A 20,959-nucleotide genomic window follows, 5' to 3' on the forward strand; every position below is an offset into this window, starting at 1 on the left:
CCATGGCAATCGCACCGCAGGGGAACGCAAAAGAGCTGGTTGTGCCGCCGCTGCGCGAGGATCTTAGACTTCTGCCCGCCGGGACCGATGAATATGGTGCGCCGTGCTGGACGATCCATGATCCGGTGCGCAACCGGTATTTCCGGATCGGTTATGCCGCGTTTGAAATGCTGCGCCGGTGGCCTTTGCGCCAGAGGCAGGCAATCATCGAGCGCATTTGCCGCGATACGGTTCTGAGCGTTGACGAGGCCGCGTTGACGGGGCTGATAAAGTTCCTGCATGGCAATGGACTTTTGCAGCGTGACAGCAACGAGACCGTGGCCGAGTTTTCGCGCATTGCCAATGCCGGCAAACCGCCCTTCTGGAAATGGGCGATCCACAATTATCTTTTTGTGCGTGTGCCGCTGGTTCATCCAGACAGTTTCCTGCGCAAAACCCAGCCGATTGCCGATATTATCGCATCGCGCGCGGTTCAGCTTGGCGTGCTGATCCTGGGGTTGATCGGCATTTTCCTGACCTTGCGTCAATGGGACCTGTTTGTGTCGACATTCATGGGGTTTGCCAACTGGCAGGGCGTGGTGTGGATGGCGGTGACACTTACGCTTGCCAAAATCCTTCATGAATTCGGGCATGCCTATAGTGCGGCGCGCTATGGCTGCCGGGTGCCGTCGATGGGGGTGGCGTTTCTGGTGATGTATCCGGTGCTTTATACCGATACGTCCGATGCCTGGCGGATCATCAGCAAGGAAAAAAGGCTGCGTATTGCGGCGGCCGGTATCCGGGTTGAGCTCGCACTTGCGTTACTGGCGACTTTTTTCTGGCATCTTGTGCCGCCCGGACCGTTGCAAAGTGCGGTGTTCCTTCTGGCGACGACAACCTGGATCACAACACTTCTGATCAATCTAAGCCCTTTCATGCGGTTTGACGGTTATTATCTGCTGTCGGATTTTCTGGGTATTGCCAATCTGCAAAACCGGTCCTTTGCCATGGCGAAATGGACGATCCGCGAGACGCTTTTCCGGTTCGGGCATCCCGCCCCCGAACCGATGCCACGCAAAAAGCGGCGGATGCTGACGGTTTTTGCGATTGCGGTCTGGATTTATCGTTTCTTTCTGTTTCTTGGCATTGCGCTGGTGGTTTACCACCTGTTCTTCAAGGTTCTTGGCATTATCCTTTTTGCGGTCGAAATCGCATGGTTCATCGTCATTCCGGTTTTAAATGAAATGAAACACTGGTGGAAAGACCGCCATAGCGCAAAAGTCACACCGTCGCTTGTCGTGACGGGATTTCTGTTGGCTGTTCTGGTCGTTCTGACATTCGTGCCGTGGCAATCGCGTGTTTCGGCAGATGCGGTGCTTCAGGCCAGCAATGATGCGGAGATCATCAGCACGGTTGCAGGCCAGGTTGCTGAACTTGCGGTGAAAAAAGGGGACCGGGTCCGGGCCGGTGATACGATTGCCATTCTGAGCGCGCCGGAACTTGATGCCGAACACCGCATTCGGGAGCTGGAGCTTGCCGAGGCGCGGATATTGCTGGCGCAGACCGAGGCGAGCCGGGATAATCTTGGCGACTATGCCGCGCGTCTTCAGGAAATGCGGCGTCTGGCGGCGCGGATCGTTGCCCTTGAAGCGCGGCAGGATCTTCTGACCCTGCGTGCGCCGATTGACGGCATGGTGCGCGAGCTGGCCGATGACATCCGGGTTGGCGACTGGATTGCACCGCGCACCCAGCTTGCGCGGATTGTCGGTGCCAGCGAACGGGCGTCATGGGAAGTTGTCGCCTATGTCTCCCAGCGCGATATTGCACGTATCGGCAACCGGCCATCGGCAAGGTTCTATCCGGAACAGTTTACCCAACCCGTTCTTGACATCGAGGTCGAGACTGTCGAGCGGTTCAACAGCACCTATATCGAGACACCGGCACTTGTATCCACCCATGGCGGCACAATTGCCGCGACTGCGGACAGGGATGGCCGATACACCCCGCATGATCCGGTTTTCAAGCTGGAGGGGATCGTTGCGACAGATAGGGAAAGTCCCCCGGCAGGCGAGGGTTTTTCGATGATGCAGCGCGGCAGGCTACAGATTGATGCCGAGCCCATGAGCTGGGCGCGCCGCCTTTATGAAGCGATAGTCGCAGGCTTTATCCGGGAAATCAGTTTCTAGAGGGATTGTCCGGATCGATCATTTGAGCAGATTTCATTTAAGTAATTAATATTGCAAAATATTTGTTTGTCGTTCCAGGTATGGAGCGCCGGACTGGATGCCTGCCGTCGCATCCAAATGACAAAACCCTGCCGATTGGCGGGGTTTTGTCATTTGGGTCCTGGATTACGGGGCCGCGGGGCGAGGAGACGCGCGCGTCCACGCGATCTCCACATAACCTGCACCCAACTTTCATTGCGGCGTGAGATGGTGCTTGAAGAAAGCAATCATGTTCACGGGGATTTTTTCAAAACTCGCAAACGACCCGCCCACGGCTAACCATCTGGCTGATATGGCGGGGCTATCGAGATCAGTCGTCTCGGGGCGAGAGTGAACCCGATTGAACGACGATCTTCTTTTCTGGTCAATAAATGTCGGTTGGTAAAAACAACAATGAAACTGTCAAATAGCATTGGTCGAACTCTGATCATCGCAGGCGTAATTGCTGTGGCGCTGGTGGCAATGGCGTCGGCCAGCGGTGTTCTTGAGGAAGAGCCGCAGGCATCCGTGCTTACCGAGTTTGTTTCGCTCGGCACAATCGAGGAAACGGTTCTTGCCAATGGTGAACTCGAACCTGCCCGGATCGTCAGTGTCGGTGCGCAGGTTTCTGGTCAGTTGAAAACCTTGCATGTTGAACTGGGTCAGAAAATCAAGGCCGGGGATCTGATCGCCGAGATTGACCCGACGGCACAGGCATATGCTCTGCGCATCGCAGAGGCGGCACTTGCCAATGTGAAGGCGCAGCGCAAGGCGCGTGGTTTTGAGCTCAGGCGGGCTGAGCAAGCCTATGACAGACAGAAGAGCATGGCCCGTCAGCGTGCGGCGTCAGTCGCCGAGCTTGAGACGGCGGAGGCGGCGTTCAAAGTCCTGACGGCTGATATCGAGGCGTTGGACGCGCAGATTGCCCAAGCCACAGTGGAGGTCGAGAACGCGAAAGCCAACCTTGGCTACACGAAGGTTACCGCGCCGATGGATGGGGTTGTGGTTGCGGTCGTTACCAAGGCTGGCCAAACACTGAACTCCAATCTGGCCGTGCCGACGATCATTGTGCTGGCCGAGCTCAACGTCATGCAGGTTAAGGTAAGAATATCAGAAGCCGATATTACCCGCGTAAAACCCGGCCAGATCGTGCGTTTCACGATCATGGGCGAAACCCATCTTCCGACGGTCGGCAGATTGGAGCAGATTGCGCCCGCCCCGACATCAATCGCGACAGAATCAACGACGGCCTCCACAACCGCAGGGCAGGCAACACAGGCTGTTTATTTCAACGGAATATTCACAACGCCCAATCCTGATGGCCGACTGCGGCCCATGATGACTACTCTGGTGACCATTGTGGTGGGGCAGGCAGAGGACGTGCCGCTGGTGCCATGGTCAGCGTTGACCGAGCGCGATCAGAACGGTCGCTATCGCCTTAGTGTCCGCTCCTCTTCTGGCGAAATTTCGGAGCGCCTTGTCACAATAGGACTGACTGACCGGATCAAGGCGCAAGTGATCGATGGCCTGCAGGTCGGTGAGGAGGTTGTCATTCCGGCTGATGGTCAGGCATCGGACTCTAACGCTATGGAGATGATGTGAGCGCTTTACTGGAAATAGAGAACGTCACACGGCTGTTTCAGACGGGCGAAGAGACCATTTCCGCGCTTGCGGGGATCAATCTTCATATCGACAGTGGTGAACTTGTCGCGATTGTGGGCGCAAGCGGATCGGGCAAGTCGACGCTCATGAATATTCTTGGCTGCCTTGATCAGCCGACTGCGGGCGATTACCGTGTCGGTGGGCGCAGTGTTGCCGGTTTGAGCGCAGACGAACTGGCAGCGTTGCGAAGGGAGCATTTCGGCTTCATCTTCCAACGCTATCATTTGCTCGGCACGCTCAACTCGACTGACAATGTCGCGATGCCAGCCGTTTATGCAGGCCTTGATACCGCCTCCCGGCGCGAGCGGGCCCGGTCACTTCTGGAGCGTCTCGGCGTTGGCGAGCGCGTCGATCACCGTCCAGGTCAGCTTTCCGGCGGTCAGCAGCAGCGGGTGTCGATTGCTCGCGCGCTTATGAATGGTGGGCGTATCATCCTTGCCGACGAGCCGACCGGAGCGCTTGACAGCAGAAGCGGTGAAACCGTGCTTGAGATTCTCAAGGAGCTTCATCGGGACGGCCATACGGTCATTATCGTCACCCACGATATGGAGGTCGCGGCCCACGCTGATCGCATCATCGAAGTCCGTGACGGTCTGGTTCTGTCTGACCAGCGATGCCGCGAACCTCTGGTTGGTGCTCTCTTACCTTCCTTTGCACGTTCCGGGTCTGTTGGCGTGCTGGCAGGTTTCCATCGACGGTTTGCAGAAGCTTTTCCCATGGCGTTGCGCTCGATGGCGGCTCATCGGGTCCGCACATTCCTGACCATGCTGGGGATCATCATTGGCATTGCTGCCGTGGTTTCAGTCGTCGGTCTGGGCGAAGGGACACGCCAGCGGGTCCTTGCCGAGATCAGCGAACTTGGTGCCAGTACACTTTCCATTTATCCTGGGCAGGGTTGGGACGACGAGCGCGCCGACAGCATCAGGACGCTGGTTGTGTCCGACGCCGAGGCTTTGTCTGCGCAAAACTATATCGACAGCGTTACGCCGCTGGTGTCGACGAGTGCGCGCATTCGGTTCGGCAGCACTTCCATGTCGGCCAACGTTGACGGTGTCGGTGAGGATTATTTTCGGGTAAACGGCCTCAAGATCGTCCAGGGCAACGGCTTCACGGCCGACAGTATCGCCGAGCGTCGTCAGGAGGCCGTGATAGACGACAGAGCCGCAACTACGCTTTTTCCGGGTAGTGAATCTCCGCTTGGCAAGATCATCATGATCGATCGCGTGCCGGTGGTCATCATCGGCACGGTGGCCCAGCGTTCCGGCATGTCGGGCAAAACCCTGCAAATATACCTTCCCTATACTGCTGTGGCCGGCAGGTTGCTTGGGGCGGCAACGAGCCTTGCCGGGCTGACCGTTCGCATATCTGACAATGTTGACACGATTGTTGCCGAACGCGCGATTGTCGGTCTGATGACACGCCGTCACGGTATACAGGACTTTTTTGTCTTCAACAGTGACCAGTTGCGCCGGATCATGGAGAAGACGTCGCGGACGATGACGCTGCTGATTTCTTCGGTCGCGGTCATTTCGCTGATCGTTGGTGGGATCGGCGTTATGAACATCATGCTGGTTTCCGTCACCGAGCGTACCCGCGAGATCGGCCTGCGCATGGCGGTCGGCGCACGGCGTATCGACATCATGCTTCAGTTCCTGATTGAAGCTGTCACGATTTGCATTGCCGGATCTCTGCTTGGCGTCGGAGTGGCGCTTGGCGCGGCTGCTGCGTTTGGGGGGCAGGGCAGTTCATTCCCGATGATCATTTCGATCGACGCCATCCTTTCCGCCTGTCTGGTCGCACTTCTCATCGGCCTCGTTTTCGGTTTTCTGCCTGCACGCAATGCCTCGCGGCTTGATCCGGTCGTTGCGCTTTCCAGAGAGTAGTCATGGTTTTTGTCAGATTGATTGTTCCTTGCCTGTTTGTTGTCCTTGCCGGTTGCACCAGCCCGTCGACAGACTATCTGCGCCCTGATCTGCCGGAGGGACCGACATGGTCTGCTTCGGTTGCCGCAGATACGGCGAATGCGAGTGCAGATCAGTGGTGGATTGCATTCGGAGATTCCGGACTTACCACCCTGATCAGCGAAGTGGTCAGTCGCAACAACGACATTTTCGCTGCGACCGTTCGTGCGCGCAGAGCGCGCCTGCAAGCCGACCTTGCGGCGAATGCCCTGTTCCCGAAGTTGAGCGGAACTCTTAACACTTCGAAGAGCAGGCCTCTTGAAGGAAGTGCGACTTCGACAGCATCTTCGTCTGCAACAATTGGCGTTTCCTATGAAGTCGACTTGTGGGGGAAACTGGCGGCACAGCGCGACAGCACAAGCTTCGAGGCGGAGGCAACTGCCGAGGATTACGAAGCGGCGCGCCTGGCAATCATCGGCATGACGATCGAAACCTATTTCCGTATCGCCCATGCCAATGAGTCGATTGCATCGGCTATAAACAGCCTTGATTATGTAGAGCAAATTCAGGATCTCGTGCGGAAGCAGGCAGAAGTCGGGGATGTTTCCGATCTGGAACTTAGAGAAAGTGAACAAGCTGTCGAGACTCAGGCTGCGCGAGTAGCGGAGTTGCAGCAGGCCCGCCTTGTTCTGCGTAATGTGCTTACGGTCCTTTTGAACGGTGCGCCAAACCCGGTTCCAGAACCGCAGAGCCTGCCGCGAAAGAAGTTTCCGGAGCTTGCAGCAGGGCTGCCCGCCGATCTGCTTGCCCGCCGTCCTGATCTTCGTGCAGCAGAAGCGCGGTTGCGGGGGACGTTGAAAAGTGTGGACGCGACGCGGACCAGCTTCTATCCGGGGATCTCGCTTACCGGTGGGTTAGGGACCAGCAGCGATCAGCTGATTTCCTTCGTCTCCAACCCTGTCGCAACCCTGGGAGCAGGTGCTGTCCTCTCATTCCTTAACCTGAAGGATATGAGTTTGACGATTGCGGTTTCAGAGACCCATTATGAAGAGGCCGTCACAGCATTTCGCAAAACTTTGCTGAACGCGTTTGCCGATGTGGCCAATGCGCTTGGTGCGCGCGCCAGCTATGGCGAGCAGTCACGCCGACTTGATAATGCCTATATGGCCGCGCTGGAAGTCGAGAAACTGACCGAGACACGTTATCGGGCTGGTGCGACCACCCTGCGCATCTGGCTTGATGCGCAGGAACGCCGTCGTTCTGCCGAAGTGGTTCTTGCCGATGTGCGGCTCGCACAGTTTGTCAATGAATCAATGCTTTACCGCGCGCTTGGCGGAAGTACTGCAATCGCTGATGAAGAGGTTGCGGCAGCACAATGATGAAGTGCGCTCTTTGATACAGATAAATTATCGGACCGCCTCTTGAGCCCGTTACACTGGAGTTCCTGTTGCCGAACATCTCCACAAAACCTCGACAAAATCTTAACCTGCTCTCGACGCGGGAGCCGTAATCGTTGAGTGTTATCCCGGAACTCCGATGCCGGCATTGCTGGCAGATGCATGATGATACTTTCAATCGGTTGTGAATAACCTGGGGTGAGATGCGCCTCAATCAAATGAGTCCTTTTGGGTGAAAAGCCAAAGATCGAAAACATGTCCATGAACAATGCCTTGATTCTCATCATTGAGGATGAGCCCGAGATTGCGGAAATCATCGGGACTTACCTGTCACGCGAAGGATTCCGGGTTGTTACGGCTGGTGATGGAACGGTCGGGCTTGCCCATCATCAGCGCTTGCGGCCCGACCTTGTGGTGCTGGATATCAAGCTGCCGGGGCAGGACGGTTATGAAGTGCTGGCGGCGATCCGTCGACGTGGTGACACGCCCGTCATCATGGTAACGGCGCTTGCCGAGGATCTCGACAAGTTGCAGGCGCTACGTATTGGTGCAGACGATTATGTCGTTAAACCGTTCAACCCGCTTGAGGTTGTGGCGCGTGTTAAGGCGGTCTTGCGGCGAACCATTGCCCGGGATGACGGGCAAATGTTGCGCGTCGGACCATTGACCATTGATCCACAGGCCTATCGGGTAGAGGTCGAAAGCGCGGCGGGACCGGTTGTGCTCGGCCTTACCAGAACCGAATTTCGTATTCTGGCTTATATGGCCTTGAGGATTGGCAGAGTGTTCGAGCGCTCGGAACTGGTCGATGCGTGCCTGCCGGAGGGTGAGGCGCTGGATCGGACAGTGGACAGCCATGTCAGCAATCTGCGGCGCAAACTGGCTGCTGCCGGGGCGGATGGCTTGCTCGTCGGTGTCCGTGGTGTCGGTTATCGACTGGACAACACGCATGGCTAGAAATCTGAATTCCCGCATCGTTCGTGCGATGATTTCGCTTACATTGCTTGCTTTCACCGTCGTTTATTTCGGGTTAACGGCGTATTTCTTCTTCATTTATGAATGGCTTTATCCGGATTTCACCGACGACGACATCCTGCGCACCGGTGATATCGTGACGCTGGGCCTTCTTCTGGGGATCGGCATATTAACCGCCTCTTTGTTGGGGTGGGTTCTGGCACGACGGATTGTGGATCCTTTGAAATCTGTTGCCGCGGCTGCGCGCAAGGTGGCGAATGGCGATTTTTCGGCGCGCGCCTCATTGAGCCGGGGCAATTTTGGCGAGGCGAGCGATCTGGTTGACGATTTCAATCAGATGGCAGGGCGACTGCAACGTGCCGAGGCCGAGTTGAAATATTCTAACTCGGCCATTGCACATGAATTGCGAACGCCTTTGACCATTCTGCGTGGGCGGCTCCAGGGGTTGCTGGATGGTGCCTTCGCCCCCAGTCCGGAACTGTATGGTCGCCTGATTAACCATGTGGATGATCTGTCGGCCATCGTCGAGGAGTTGCGGACACTGGCGCTGAGCAATGCAGGGCAGCTCGATCTGCAATATTCACGTCTTGATCTGGCGGTGGAGGCCGAGGCGGCGCTCATCTCGCTTGAGGATCATTTCAGCAAGGCCGGGATCACGGTAATGCGCCAGTTGTCCAGCGCCGTCGTCAGTGCTGACCGTGCGCGATTGAGGCAGGCTTTCGTGGCGGTTCTGGAAAATTGCTGTCGTTACGCGCCGCAAAGTACGGTGCATGTCGAGACCGGTGTGGCAGGACAGTATGTCTTTTTCCGTTGCACGGATACAGGACCGGGCCTGCCTGAAGAAAGCCGCACGCGTGCCTTCGAGCGGTTCTGGCGTGCGGACGACTCACGGGGGCGTAGCGGTGGTGGTTCCGGCCTGGGCTTGCCAATTGTCAGGGCGATTGCCCGGGCGCATGGAGGCGATGCGTCGATATTCCCTTCTGATCATCCTGGTCTTGCCGTCGAAATCCGGCTGCCGTGCCAAGTGTTACCTTTCGTCTGATTGTACCAATGTCCAAACATCTTCCTTATTCCGACGACTATACCGACCTTGCGGCGCGGCATGTTTCCATGCGGCGTATATTGTCGCTGTTCATTCCTTACCGGAAACGGATCGTAGCGGTCATATTGCTTATGATCATGTCCTCAGCGGTCGGTCTGGCGGGACCGTTCCTGTTGCGGGCGATCATTGACGAAGCTTTGCCCGCCAATGATATCAAACTGCTTGTCGGGCTGGTGGGAGGTATGGTCATCGTCGCCCTGCTTTCGGCGGCGGTCGGTGCCTATCAGGTAATCCTCATGTCACGTATCGGACAGGCGGTTCTGCATGCCTTGCGGGTGCGGCTTTATGCCCATCTCCAAAGCCTTTCGTTGCGGTTCTTTACCGGAACGCGTGTGGGCGAGGTTCAGTCGCGCATCGCCAGTGATATCGATGGACTGCAATCGTTGGTAACGGAAACTGCCAACGAACTTGGTCGTTCGCTCAGTGCGGTTGTCATGACGGCCATTGCCATCGTGATCCTTGACTGGCGTTTGGCACTTTTTGTTCTGTTTGTGGTGCCGGGAACGATCCTGATCAGTAACCGCGTTGCCCGTATGCGCGAAGCGTTGACTTACCAGCAGCAGGCGCGCGCCGCCGACATGTCCGTGGCGGTGCAGGAAACGCTTTCGGCCTCGGGTGTCATCCTTGCCCGCACGATGGGAAGGGGACCACATCTTGTACAACGGTTCACCCGGATATCGGGAGACCTGGCGAAACTTGAGGTGAAGTCACATACCGCCGGTGAATGGCAGTGGTCCCTGATCAGCTTTGCGCTGGCTGTCCTGCCGGCGATGACGTTGCTGGCGGGGGGGCTGCTGATGCAGACAGACAATCCTGCCACCATCGGTACGCTGGTTGCGATGATCGCGTTACAGGAACAGCTATTGTGGCCTTTCGAGCAATTGTTGGAAATCGGCCGCGATACACGAAAAACACGTGCATTGTTTGCCCGGGTTTTCGAGTATCTGGACATGCCGGTTGAGATCACCGAGAAACCGGCACCCGTTACAATTCGCCGTTCGGACATGCGCGGTCAGGTAGAGCTGGAGCATGTCAGTTTTGCCTACCATGAGGATGGCCCGACTGCTGTGCATGACATAAGCCTCATGATTCCCGCAGGCAGCAATGTCGCGATAGTCGGCCCGACGGGTTCGGGCAAGACGACACTGGGATACTTGCTGGCGCGGCTTTACGATTTGGATAGTGGTGTCATCCGGTTTGATGGCGTGGATCTGCGCGATCTCAGTTTTCAATCGCTGTCCGAAATGGTGGGGGTCGTTCCGCAAGAGCCCTATCTGTTCCATGCCTCTGTGGCAGAGAACCTGCGCTTCGCAAAACCGGACGCGACCGAGGCCGAACTGGTTGCGGCGGCAAAGATTGCCCAGATTCACGACCATATCGCGTCGCTGCCTATGGGCTATGATACGCTGGTTGGTGAGGATGGATACCGATTTTCCGGTGGCGAGAAACAGCGCTTGGTGCTGGCTCGCACCATCCTGCGCGACCCGCCTGTGCTTTTACTGGACGAGGCGACCAGTGCTCTTGATACACGTACGGAACGCGCGATGTCGTCTGCGTTGAACCACATGTCGAAAGGCCGGACAACGATTACCATCGCGCACCGGCTGTCCACCATCCGCCATGCGGACCAGATCGTGGTGATGAAAGCAGGACGCATCGCAGAGCAGGGACGTCATGACCAACTGGTCGCTCTTGACGGTGTTTATGCGGATCTGTTGCGCGTTGTGTGACCTTGCAACAGCGTGCAACGATCGCCTCTTATTCACGCAATAGCTTGATTCGCAGCCTTTGAGCGCTTCGGATGTGATGTCTTGCATCGGCATCGGCCTGATCGGCGTTGCCGGACCGGATGCTGTCGATAATGTTCTTATGTTCCTGATAGGCACTTTCGGGGCGGCCGTCATATTGAAGCGTCGTACCGCCCAGAAGCGCCATTGAATTCGATAAAGAATTAAGTGCATCAATAAGATAGCGATTGTTCGCCGTTCTATACAGTGCCTGATGAAACAGCCGGTTTGCTTCTGCAACTTTCACCGGGTCCTGCCCGTTTTTCAGCATCAGTTCATTGAGATCTTCCAGTTCGGCGATTTCAAGCTCTGATGCGTGGCGCGCGGCATAGCGGGCGGCTGTTCCTTCCAAAACTTCGCGAATTTCATACAGTTCGATCACTTCGCGATGATCGAGTTCCTTGATGACGGCCCCGTGTCGCGGCATGTGGATCAGCAGCCCATCACTTTCCAGACGCCGAATGGCATCGCGCACCGGGGTGCGGCTGATTCCAAACCTTTCAGCAACTTCCACCTCGCGGATTCGGGTCCCCGGCTTGAGTTCGCCATGCTGGATGGCTGCCAGAAGCTTTTGATAGGCAACTTCCCCGCGGGGCTGGTGATCGGCGGAATCTGGGCTCATGAGAAGGCACCTGCTTTGTTCTGTCTGGTTTTTAACTTGACACAAGCATGCTGAAATCTCAAGGTTGGCGACAATTGTATACAAGAGTATCCATTAAAATACGAAAAGAGGTGGAGACGCCGTGAAAACTGAATCCGATCATTATGATGTCCTTGTCGCGGGCGGCGGGCAGGCGGGGCTGATTGCCGCGATCGTCGCTGCGGAAAAAGGCGCGCGCGTCTGTCTGCTGGAAGGGGCACCCAGAACCCATCGCGGCGGGAATACCCGCCATACCCGCAATTTGCGACCCATGCATATTGGCCCCTTGTCGGTTTTGAGCGGCACCTATGACGAGGCGGAATACTGGGATGACCTGATGCGGGTGACCAAGGGGAAAACCAACGAAACACTCGCCCGCATGACCCTGCGCCAATCGACAGAAGCCGTTGACTGGCTTGAGGCGCGCGGTGTGCAGTTTCAGCCGCCACTTGGCGGAACCCTGCATTTGGGCCGAACGAATGCGTTCTTCATGGGCGGGGGCAAGCAACTGTTAAACGCCCTTTATCGGCATGCCGATAAGCTTGGCGTTGAAGTTCATTACGATGCGATGGTCACGTCCGTAGAGATTTCGGAAGGAAGATTTAAAAGCCTTCAGGTGGGTGATCACACCATTTCGGCAAATGCGTTCGTTGCGGCAGCTGGCGGATTTGAAGCGAATATCGAGTGGCTGAAAGAGGCATGGGGCGACATTGCCGAAAATTTCCTGATCCGGGGGACGCCCTATAATCGTGGTGATTTGCTGCGCATGCTGCTTGATGCCGGGGCCCGGCAGATCGGGGAACCCAATCAGTGCCATGCGGTGGCAATTGACGGGCGCGCGCCAAAGTTTGACGGCGGAATCTGCACGCGGGTTGACTGCGTGTCGCTTGGTATTGTGGTGAACAGGAATGCCGAGCGATTTTATGATGAAGGCGAGGATTTCTGGCCAAAGCGATATGCGATCTGGGGCCGTCTTGTTGCGGACCAACCTGATCAGGTGGCCCATGTGATTATTGACCAGAAGGCGCGTGGTGCCTTTATGCCCCCCGTTTTCCCCGCCGTGGTCGCCGATACGATTGGCGAATTGGCCCAAAAGATCGGTCTGGATCCCGCGACGCTTGAGAAAACCGTTGCCGACTATAACGCGGCGGTTCAACCGGGAAAATTTGATCATACCGAACTGGATGGGGTTCATACCAGCGGGCTTGTGGTGAACAAGACCAACTGGGCGCGAACCCTCGATCATCCCCCCTATAGCGCCTATTGCCTGCGGCCGGGCATCACATTCACCTATCTCGGGGTGGAAGTCAGCGAAAAGGCGCAGATGCAGATGGCCGACGGGACCGAAAGCCCGAACATCTTTGCTGCGGGTGAAATTATGGCCGGAAACGTTCTGGGCCAGGGATATCTTGCCGGGATTGGCATGACGATTGGAAATGTGTTTGGACGAATTGCAGGAAGGGAGGCTGCCGATTATGCGCTCAACCGATAAAACAGCCGAAGCCGCCCGCTTGATGTCGATCTGCAATGCCTGCCGTTATTGCGAGGGACATTGCGCCGTTTTCCAAGCGATGGAACTGCGGCTGGAATTCAATTCCGATACGCTCGATTATCTGGCAAACCTTTGCCATAACTGCGGGGCCTGTTATCACAATTGCCAATATGCGCCGCCACACGAATTTCAGCTTAACGTTCCGGCTGCGATGGCGGAGCTCAGGCAGGAAAACTACGGCGTTTATGCGTGGCCGGGCTTTATGGGCAAGCTGTTTGCCAATAACGGTCTTTGGGTCAGTTTTCTGTCAATCGTTGTGATCACGCTTTTTCTGGGCGGAACGGCCATTCTAACCGGGGATGATTTCTTTTCAGCGCACGACAACGCATTTTACGGCGTGATTTCGCATGATGTCCTGGCCGCAATGTTTGGTGCGGTCGGTGGATTTGTGCTGCTTGCGCTGCTGGTTTCGATTGTCAAATTCTGGCGGACAATGAATTTGCCAAGTCCTTTCAGGCTTGATTATCCCCGCGTCATGCAGGGGATCAAAGATGCTCTTTCGCTGAAATATCTGGATGGGGGTAACGGGCAGGGATGCTCGTATCCAAGCGAAACGCCCTCCATGGCAAGGCGTTGGTTCCATCAGATGACATTCTGGGGCTTCATGCTGTGCTTTGCTGCCACATCGTCGGCCACGGTATTGCATTATGGCTTCGATCTTCCCGCACCGTACGGGTATTTGAGCCTGCCCAAACTGTTTGGCATTCTGGGAGGACTTGGTCTTATTGTGGGGCCGGCGGGGCTGCTGATCCTGAAGGCCAGGGCAGATGCCGCCCCGAAAGGCAAAACGAACAAGGGTATGGATGTCAGTTTTCTGGTTCTGCTGTTTTTGACAAGTCTGACCGGACTTTGCCTGATGTTTGTGCGTGATACGCAATATGTCGGGGTGATGTTAAGCATCCATCTTGGTGTTGTGATGACGCTGTTTCTGTCCATGCCATATGGCAAGTTTGTGCATGGTTTTTATCGCCTGATCGCGCTGATTGTGTTTGCGGTCGAAAAGAACGATCACAAGCAGGTGGTCGGCGTTTGTTCGGACAAGAAAGCGGCCTGAACGTCAAAAGACAAAAGACCGGCGCACGACGTGCCGGTCTTTTGTCTGCAACGAGACAGATAGAACCGGTTAGCGCGGGAATGCAATCCGCACCTTCAGGCCGACACCGTCTTTGCCGTCTTCAAGGGACATAACGGCCTGATGTGCATTGGCAACTTCTTTGACAATAGCCAGTCCAAGGCCACATCCTTGCCCGTTTTGCTCATCAAGGCGCACGAACCGTTCCAGAACCGTATCGCGGTCTTTTTCCTGGATACCGGGGCCGTTGTCTTCAACCTCCAGAACCGGACCTACTGCAACGCCGCGACCAATGACGCGAACCGTCACAATCGTGCCGGGAGTGCCATATAAAATGGCATTCTCGATCAGGTTGCCAAGCATTTCCTGAAGCAGAACCTCGTTTCCTGTTTCAATTTCACAGTTCATGCCCTCGCTTTGATCGTCGAAACCAAGATCAATATCGTGGCGGATCGCATAGCGAACCATCCCGGATGTCACCGAGGCGGCAAGGGCCAAGAGGTCGGTCTTCTCGTAGCGGACAGCCTTTCGGCCTTCCGGTGATACCCGCGCGAGGTTCAGAAGCTGGTTGGCAAGTCTGGCCGTCTGACGGGTTTGACTGACGATACGTTCAAGAGCTTGACGGTCTTGTTGGTCGCTGGCATTGCGCAAAGCCCATTCGGCTTCGGCCTGTACTGTCGCAAGCGGGGTACGTAGCTGGTGTGATGCATCGGCGATGAAACGCTGATTGGCCGTGATTGAGCTTTCCAGACGTGCCAAAAGTGCATTTAGAGATCTGACGACCTCGGTGACCTCCTTGGGCATGGCATGGCGAATTGGCCGCAAATCATCAGTTGATCTGCGGCGGATTGCCTGTTGAAGGCGTCTTAAGGGGGCAAGTCCGCGTGAAACGCCGATCCACGCGAAAACGCCGCCGAGAAACATCAGAACCAGAAAATCAGTGGTCGATCCCAGAAGTTCGTCATAAATCAGATTGTCGCGTTCACGACGGGTCTGGCTGACATCAATGGTGACCCAGCCATAGATGTTCGACGACGGATTGGAAACCAGATATTTCATGGTTACCGCGCGTACGTCCTCGTTACGATAGTGTGCGTTATAGAAATGGGGGACACCCGGTTCCAGCGTAACACCATCGGGCAGTCGCGGCAGACCAGAATCCCCCGTCACAAACGCCCCGTCCGGACCCTGTACGCGGTAATATGTGTTTTCGCGGGTGAATTGCTCGAGCAGCAACTCGATATCACGCGATAGCAAATCGCCCCTCGAATTGATTGCGTGTTCGGAAATCGTTACCGCCAAGGCGACCAGAAGCCGGTCCTGAATACGGTTGGCCATTTCGCTAACGGTCAGATAGTTTTTGGCCAGCAGCCCGAATGCCAGCATTAATCCAGGCAGCAAAAGCCAGCGCAGGAGCCTTGCGCGCAATGATGTTGATATGGCGGTAGCGTTTTCGGTCATTCGTCAATCATATAGCCAAGTCCGCGAATAGTCCGGACTTCGACATCACCTGATGCAATTTTTTTGCGCAGGCGACTGATGTAAAGTTCGATGGATTTTACGCTGGCCTCATCATCAAAACCGAACAGATGCAGGGCGATTTTTTCCTTGCTGATCACTTGGCTTACGTTCAGCAGCAGGATTTCCAGCACACCACGTTCGCGCGGTGTTAGCGAAACGGGCTGTCCATCAATCGTGACGGACCGGTCCACCGAATTGAATGTCAGTTTTCCAACCGTGATGGCGGGATTACGCTGCCCGATATTGCGTCGTAAAAGTGCGCGGGCACGGGCTTCGAGTTCCGACAGCTCGAACGGTTTGACCATATAATCGTCTGCCCCGGCATCCAGACCAGCGACACGTTCATCCAGATTGCCGCGTGCGGTCAGGATCATGACGGGCAAATTGATTTTGCGCGCGCGCACGGTTTTCAGAATTTCAATCCCGTCCAGTCCCGGAAGCGACAAATCGAGAATCAGAAGATCGAAGGTTTCTTGCAGAACAAGTCGAAGAGCATCTTCGCCATCATGAACCAGATCGACAGCATGATCGGTCTGCCGCAGGGCAGCAGCGATTTTGTCAGCCAGAACAAGGTTATCTTCTACGATCAGGATACGCATTCTGCCTAAATAACACCGAAAACGACTTCGAAAATGAAAAATTTGACCCTAGACAGCAAACTGACAGCTTTTTCGTTTAGATTTTGCGTCATAGGCAAACGGCACTCCCGGCAACGACCGGTCAGAAGAACAATAACAGCCGAAAGCCTGAATGGGAGGAAATCGACACTTGATGCATGTCTGTGCGTCACGCGCTTCTTCCTTCCGTTCGAGAGAAAACAACCGTTATGGAGGGAAAGCCCAATGTCATGGGGAAAAACCGTTAATCAATCATTCAAAACCGCTTGTGCGGCTGCGGCAATTGCTTTTGGCTTTGCCGGTACAGCAACCGCACAGGATGCCGACTTTGCCGGGGATCGTGTCGAACTGATTATTCCGTTCGGTGAAGGTGGGGGGACTGATACCTGGGGCCGGTTCTGGGCACCGTATTTCAGCGTCTTTCTGCCGGGAAACCCGACCGTTGTCGTCAAGAACATTCCGGGCGGCGGTTCGACTTCGGGGGCGAACCAGTTTGAAGCCCGGGCCAAACCTGATGGATTGACCGCCATCGGAACTTCCGGCTCAACCCAGTTTCCGTATCTGTTGCGCGACAAACGCGTGCAATATGAAATGCGTGACTGGCGCGTGGTTTTGGCTTCGCCGACGGGTGGTGTTGTTTATGTGAATTCCGATCTTGGTCTTAAGTCGGCTGCTGACATGAAAGCACTTGAAACCGTCAAGTTGCGTTATGGTAGTCAGGGCGCGACATCCCTTGATCTGGTTCCGTTGCTAGCGTTTGAACTGCTGGGACTTGATGTCGATGCCGTGTTTGGCATGAAAGGCCGCGGGGCCGGTCGTCTTGCGTTTGAGCGTGGCGAAGTCAACATCGATTACCAGACTTCGTCGGCGTTTATTAACAACGTTACACCACTTGTTGATATCGGCAGCGCTGTTCCGCTGTTCTCGTGGGGGGCGATCGACGATGACGGCAATATCGTGCGCGATCCTTCCTTCCCCGACCTGCCAAGTTTCCCGGAAGCATACGAGATGATGAAGGGTGAAAAACCTTCAGGTCCCGCCTGGGATGCTTACAAGGCCTTTTTCATTGCCGGTTTCCCGGCTCAGAAAATGGTCTTCCTGCCAAAAGATACGCCTGAGGAAATCGTGCAGGCCTATCGTGAAGCGGCACAGGCCGCAACCGAAGATGAAAGCTTTCTTGCTGATCGACAGGCAACGCTTGGCGAATACAAACAGATCGTTGGCGAGCCAGCAGAGCGTATTTTCCGCATGGCTGTGAACGTTCCAGAAGAAGCCCGTGAGTGGGTGCAAAAATGGTTGACCGATAAATATTCGGTTCAGTTCTAACTGAAAATCTGAAGTCTCCCGTTTCCTGATCGGGGTGGCCTTGTCCACCCCGCTTTTTTCACCCTGCGACTGTCTGGTCGTTTCAAGGGAACGGGCGAACTTTGTCTTTTGACGGAGTTTCCTGATGCTTGATGCAATGATGACGGCACTGTCTCATTTCGCGCAGCCAACCCATCTGATCTATCTTTTGCTGGGGGTTGGAATGGGCATGATTGTTGGCATTCTGCCCGGTCTGGGCGGAATTGTCGGGCTGTCTCTTCTGTTACCTTTCATTTATGGCATGGACCAGATTTCGGCACTTGCAATGTTGATCGGTCTTGTTGCTGTTATCCCGACCTCGGATACCTTTACATCTGTCTTGATGGGGATACCGGGATCAAGTGCATCACAAGCAACAGTTCTTGATGGGTTTCCTTTGGCTAAAAAAGGCCATGGTGCCCGTGCGCTGGGGGCTGCATTTTCGGCATCCTTGGTCGGGGGACTGGTGGGTGCTGTTATCCTGACCGGCTTTGTCGTGATCGCGCGGCCTCTGATCCTGGCATTTGGTTCGGCCGAACTCTTTATGCTCGCTGTTCTTGGCCTGTCGATGGTCGGCGTTCTTGCCGGTAAAAGCCTGCCTAAAGGCGTGATTGCTGCGGGCCTTGGCTTGCTGCTGGGTGCACTTGGTGCGGCTCCGGCCACCGGCGAACTCCGCATGAGCTTTGACTCTGTTTATCTGATGGATGGTCTGCCACTCGTCATTGTCGGGCTGGGCATGTTTGCGTTCCCTGAAATCATCGACCTGTGCCGGCAAAATCGATCTATTTCTGATAAGGGCACCCTTGGTCTGGGGTGGCGCGACGGCGTTCGGGATATGATCCGTCACAAATGGTTGTGCCTGCGTTGTGCCGGTCTTGGCAGTATTGTCGGGGCCCTGCCCGGGCTTGGCGGAAGTGTTGTCGACTGGATCGCCTACGGCCATGTGGTCCAGACCGCAAAAGACAAATCGCAATTCGGCAAGGGCGATATTCGCGGTGTTCTGGCACCGGAAAGCGCAAACAATGCCAAGGAGGGCGGCGGGCTCGTTCCCACCTTGCTGTTTGGTATTCCCGGATCGGGCAGCATGGCTGTTTTCCTTGGCGGTATGGTCCTGATTGGTCTTGAAGCCGGCCCTGCAATGGTTGGGCGCGATCTTGATATCACCTACACGATCATCTGGTCTCTCGCGATTGCCAATGTGGTTGGTGCTGGTGGTGCATTGCTGATTTCGCCTTTCGTTTCCCGCCTGACGACAATCAAATACGGTTACCTTGCGCCGTTCATGATTACGGTGATCTGCTTTGCCGCGTTTCAGGCGACGCGTTCCCTTTCCGATATGATCGCCTTGTTGGTGCTTGGTGTTCTTGGTGTTCTGATGAAACGTTTTGGCTGGCCTCGCCCGGCGTTTCTGATTGGTTTTGTGCTCGCATCCAACACGGAAACCTACCTTTATCAGGCCCTGCAATTCTACAACTGGGAATTCTTGACCCGCCCAGGTGTGGTAATTATCGCGGCTCTGACAGTCATTTCCGTTCTTATGGGGATGCGAAAACACCCGGTAAATCCGGTTGAAGAAGAAGAAAGCAGTCATTCCCACAATCCGAAACGCTGGCCGCAAATCCTGTTTGCGGGCGTGCTTCTGGCGTTCTTTGCGTTCGGAATTTGGGATGCAACGCAGCATTCCTTCCTTGGCAGTGTCTTTACCGGTGCGGTTTCGGTCGTGATGTTTGTCGTTTCGGCGATTTTGATCTGGCAATTGATTGTATCGCCACCGTCCCATGCGGCCAATTTTGATCATGAATTTGACCTTGAACATCAGGACGTGAAGCCGACCGCAGGTCTTTGGCACTACGTTCTTTGGGTTGCCGGAATGGTGGCCGCAACCGCCGTGTTTGGGTTCCTGATTGCGATTACCGGGTTCTTCATTGCCTTCCTTCGGGTCAAGGCAAAGGCATCGTGGCTTCGGACGTTGCTTTTAACCGGGCTTGCGATTGGCGGGCTTTGTGTTCTTGCGTGGTCTCTGGTTCTCGATTTCCCGGCCGGGATACTTCAGGACCTGATTGAACTTCCCTGGCCGCTGGGGTGATCGACATGAAAAATACCGTGATTGTGAATGACCAACATGCCGTTCCCTGCGTGATGATGCGCGGCGGGACATCAAAAGGGCCGATCTTTTTGGCCAGTGATTTGCCCGAAGACATTGCGGCGCGTGATCGTCTTTTGCTTGCGGCGATGGGGTCACCAGACAAACGTCAGATTGATGGAATTGGCGGTGCCGATACGTTAACCAGCAAATCATGCATTGTTGCGCCGTCCAGCCGACCGGATGCAGATGTCGAGTTCCTGTTTGCCCAGGTCGCCATCGATAGGGCAGAGGTTGACGTTAATCCGAATTGCGGGAACATGACCGCAGCAGTTGCCCCGTTTGCGATTGAGGCCGGTTTGGTGCCTGTTACAGGGGATCAAACGCTGGTGCGCATTTACAATAAAAATGTCGGTGCATTGGTTGACGTCCTGGTCGCGACACCCGGCGGAAAGGTGACCTATAGCGGGGATGCGGCGATTGATGGCGTGCCCGGGACGGCGTCCCCGCTGATATTGCGGTTCAAGGATATCATGGGCAGCAAAACCGGTCGGCTCCTGCCAACGGGGAAACCGATCAACTATATCGACGGGCTTGAAGTGACCTGTATTGATGTGGCGGTTCCGATGGTGATGTTTCGCGCCCGCGATCTTGGAATAACGGGGAATGAAACAAAGGCGCAGCTTGACGGCAATGCAGAACTGATTGCGCGGATGGAAGCCGTGCGCCGCAAAGCATCGGAACTGATGGGGCTTGGCGATTGTACCGGCAAGGTCGTGCCGAAAATGGCTATTCTGTCAGAGCCGACAAAAGGTGGCGATATTACATCGCGCTATTTTGTGCCGCATAATTGCCATGCGACCCATGCGGTGACCGGTGCGATTTGTGTTGCCAGTTGCGCATCACTTTCTGGAAGCATCGTTGATGGTATGATCAGTCTCAAGGCCTTGCCGCAACAGTGGATTCAGATTGAACATCCAAGTGGCATGATTGCAGTGGAACTTACCATCGAAGGATCGGGGCCAAATCTTTCGGTGATTTCCGGCGGGGTGATCCGCACCGCACGCCGGTTATTTGAAGGTCGGGTTCTTGTTCCTGAAAATATTCTGACGGAGGTTTAGGG

The 20,959-nt window shown here is 55.5% G+C and carries 15 protein-coding genes; 12 read left to right on the top strand and 3 right to left on the bottom strand.

Annotation, left to right across the window (positions count from 1 at the left end; translation table 11 throughout):
• Positions 1–2 precede the first annotated feature (2 nt).
• The 7 genes from ABIE64_RS19510 to ABIE64_RS19540 all read left to right on the top strand — a co-directional run bounded on the left by ABIE64_RS19510 (position 3) and on the right by ABIE64_RS19540 (position 10,950).
• A complete protein-coding gene (locus tag ABIE64_RS19510) occupies positions 3–2,165 on the top strand; it encodes an HlyD family efflux transporter periplasmic adaptor subunit (protein WP_354378309.1) in 2,163 nt (720 codons plus the stop codon).
• Between the two features lie 432 nt (positions 2,166–2,597).
• A complete protein-coding gene (locus ABIE64_RS19515; RefSeq protein ID WP_037992806.1) occupies positions 2,598–3,785 on the top strand; it encodes an efflux RND transporter periplasmic adaptor subunit in 1,188 nt (395 codons plus the stop codon).
• Entirely contained in the window at positions 3,782–5,728 is a 1,947-nt protein-coding gene (locus tag ABIE64_RS19520) for a MacB family efflux pump subunit (protein ID WP_354378310.1), read from the top strand. The genes ABIE64_RS19515 and ABIE64_RS19520 overlap by 4 nt, the downstream gene beginning before the upstream one ends.
• A gap of 2 nt (positions 5,729–5,730) precedes the next feature.
• Positions 5,731–7,125: an efflux transporter outer membrane subunit gene (locus tag ABIE64_RS19525; protein ID WP_354378311.1), complete on the top strand. Its 1,395-nt coding sequence runs from the start codon at positions 5,731–5,733 to the stop codon at positions 7,123–7,125.
• Between the two features lie 279 nt (positions 7,126–7,404).
• A complete protein-coding gene (locus tag ABIE64_RS19530) occupies positions 7,405–8,100 on the top strand; it encodes a response regulator (protein ID WP_354378312.1) in 696 nt (231 codons plus the stop codon).
• A complete protein-coding gene (locus ABIE64_RS19535) occupies positions 8,093–9,160 on the top strand; it encodes an ATP-binding protein (RefSeq protein WP_354378313.1) in 1,068 nt (355 codons plus the stop codon). Before ABIE64_RS19530 ends, ABIE64_RS19535 begins: the two co-directional genes overlap by 8 nt.
• 8 nt (positions 9,161–9,168) lie before the next feature.
• Positions 9,169–10,950, top strand: coding sequence for an ABC transporter ATP-binding protein (locus ABIE64_RS19540; protein WP_354378314.1), 1,782 nt, complete (start codon positions 9,169–9,171; stop codon positions 10,948–10,950).
• Between the two features lie 28 nt (positions 10,951–10,978).
• Here ABIE64_RS19540 and ABIE64_RS19545 read toward each other — a convergent pair whose 3' ends face one another.
• Positions 10,979–11,629 carry a GntR family transcriptional regulator gene (locus ABIE64_RS19545; protein ID WP_062959122.1) on the bottom strand — a complete coding sequence of 217 codons (651 nt, stop codon included), beginning with the start codon at positions 11,627–11,629 and terminating at the stop codon, positions 10,979–10,981.
• 121 nt (positions 11,630–11,750) lie between these two features.
• Here ABIE64_RS19545 and tcuA point away from each other — a divergent pair, with 121 nt between their 5' ends.
• Both tcuA and tcuB read left to right on the top strand, forming a co-directional pair.
• The gene (tcuA, locus tag ABIE64_RS19550; protein WP_063095511.1) at positions 11,751–13,139 is read left to right on the top strand and encodes an FAD-dependent tricarballylate dehydrogenase TcuA; all 1,389 of its coding nucleotides are present in this window, start codon (positions 11,751–11,753) and stop codon (positions 13,137–13,139) included.
• Positions 13,123–14,253 carry a tricarballylate utilization 4Fe-4S protein TcuB gene (gene tcuB, locus ABIE64_RS19555; protein ID WP_354378315.1) on the top strand — a complete coding sequence of 377 codons (1,131 nt, stop codon included), beginning with the start codon at positions 13,123–13,125 and terminating at the stop codon, positions 14,251–14,253. The genes tcuA and tcuB overlap by 17 nt, the downstream gene beginning before the upstream one ends.
• Before the next feature lie 69 nt (positions 14,254–14,322).
• On the opposite strand, the gene ABIE64_RS19560 is transcribed toward tcuB, so the two are convergent.
• Together ABIE64_RS19560 and ABIE64_RS19565 are read right to left on the bottom strand one after the other, a co-directional pair.
• Complete coding sequence (locus tag ABIE64_RS19560; RefSeq protein ID WP_354378316.1) at positions 14,323–15,732, bottom strand: sensor histidine kinase; 1,410 nt, start codon at positions 15,730–15,732, stop codon at positions 14,323–14,325.
• Entirely contained in the window at positions 15,729–16,391 is a 663-nt protein-coding gene (locus tag ABIE64_RS19565) for a response regulator transcription factor (protein ID WP_062947915.1), read from the bottom strand. The genes ABIE64_RS19560 and ABIE64_RS19565 overlap by 4 nt, the downstream gene beginning before the upstream one ends.
• A gap of 243 nt (positions 16,392–16,634) precedes the next feature.
• Here ABIE64_RS19565 and ABIE64_RS19570 point away from each other — a divergent pair, with 243 nt between their 5' ends.
• From ABIE64_RS19570 to ABIE64_RS19580, 3 genes are all read left to right on the top strand, one after another.
• Entirely contained in the window at positions 16,635–17,735 is a 1,101-nt protein-coding gene (locus ABIE64_RS19570; protein ID WP_354378317.1) for a Bug family tripartite tricarboxylate transporter substrate binding protein, read from the top strand.
• 124 nt (positions 17,736–17,859) lie between these two features.
• Positions 17,860–19,839 (top strand): tripartite tricarboxylate transporter permease, encoded by a 1,980-nt coding sequence (locus ABIE64_RS19575; RefSeq protein ID WP_354378318.1) that lies wholly within the window; start codon positions 17,860–17,862, stop codon positions 19,837–19,839.
• Between the two features lie 5 nt (positions 19,840–19,844).
• Positions 19,845–20,957, top strand: coding sequence for a 4-oxalomesaconate tautomerase (locus tag ABIE64_RS19580; RefSeq protein WP_062948466.1), 1,113 nt, complete (start codon positions 19,845–19,847; stop codon positions 20,955–20,957).
• The last annotated feature ends 2 nt before the right edge of the window (positions 20,958–20,959 follow it).

The sequence above is a fragment of the Thalassospira sp. MBR-102 genome (assembly GCF_040549275.1).
Taxonomy (GTDB): domain Bacteria; phylum Pseudomonadota; class Alphaproteobacteria; order Rhodospirillales; family Thalassospiraceae; genus Thalassospira; species Thalassospira xiamenensis.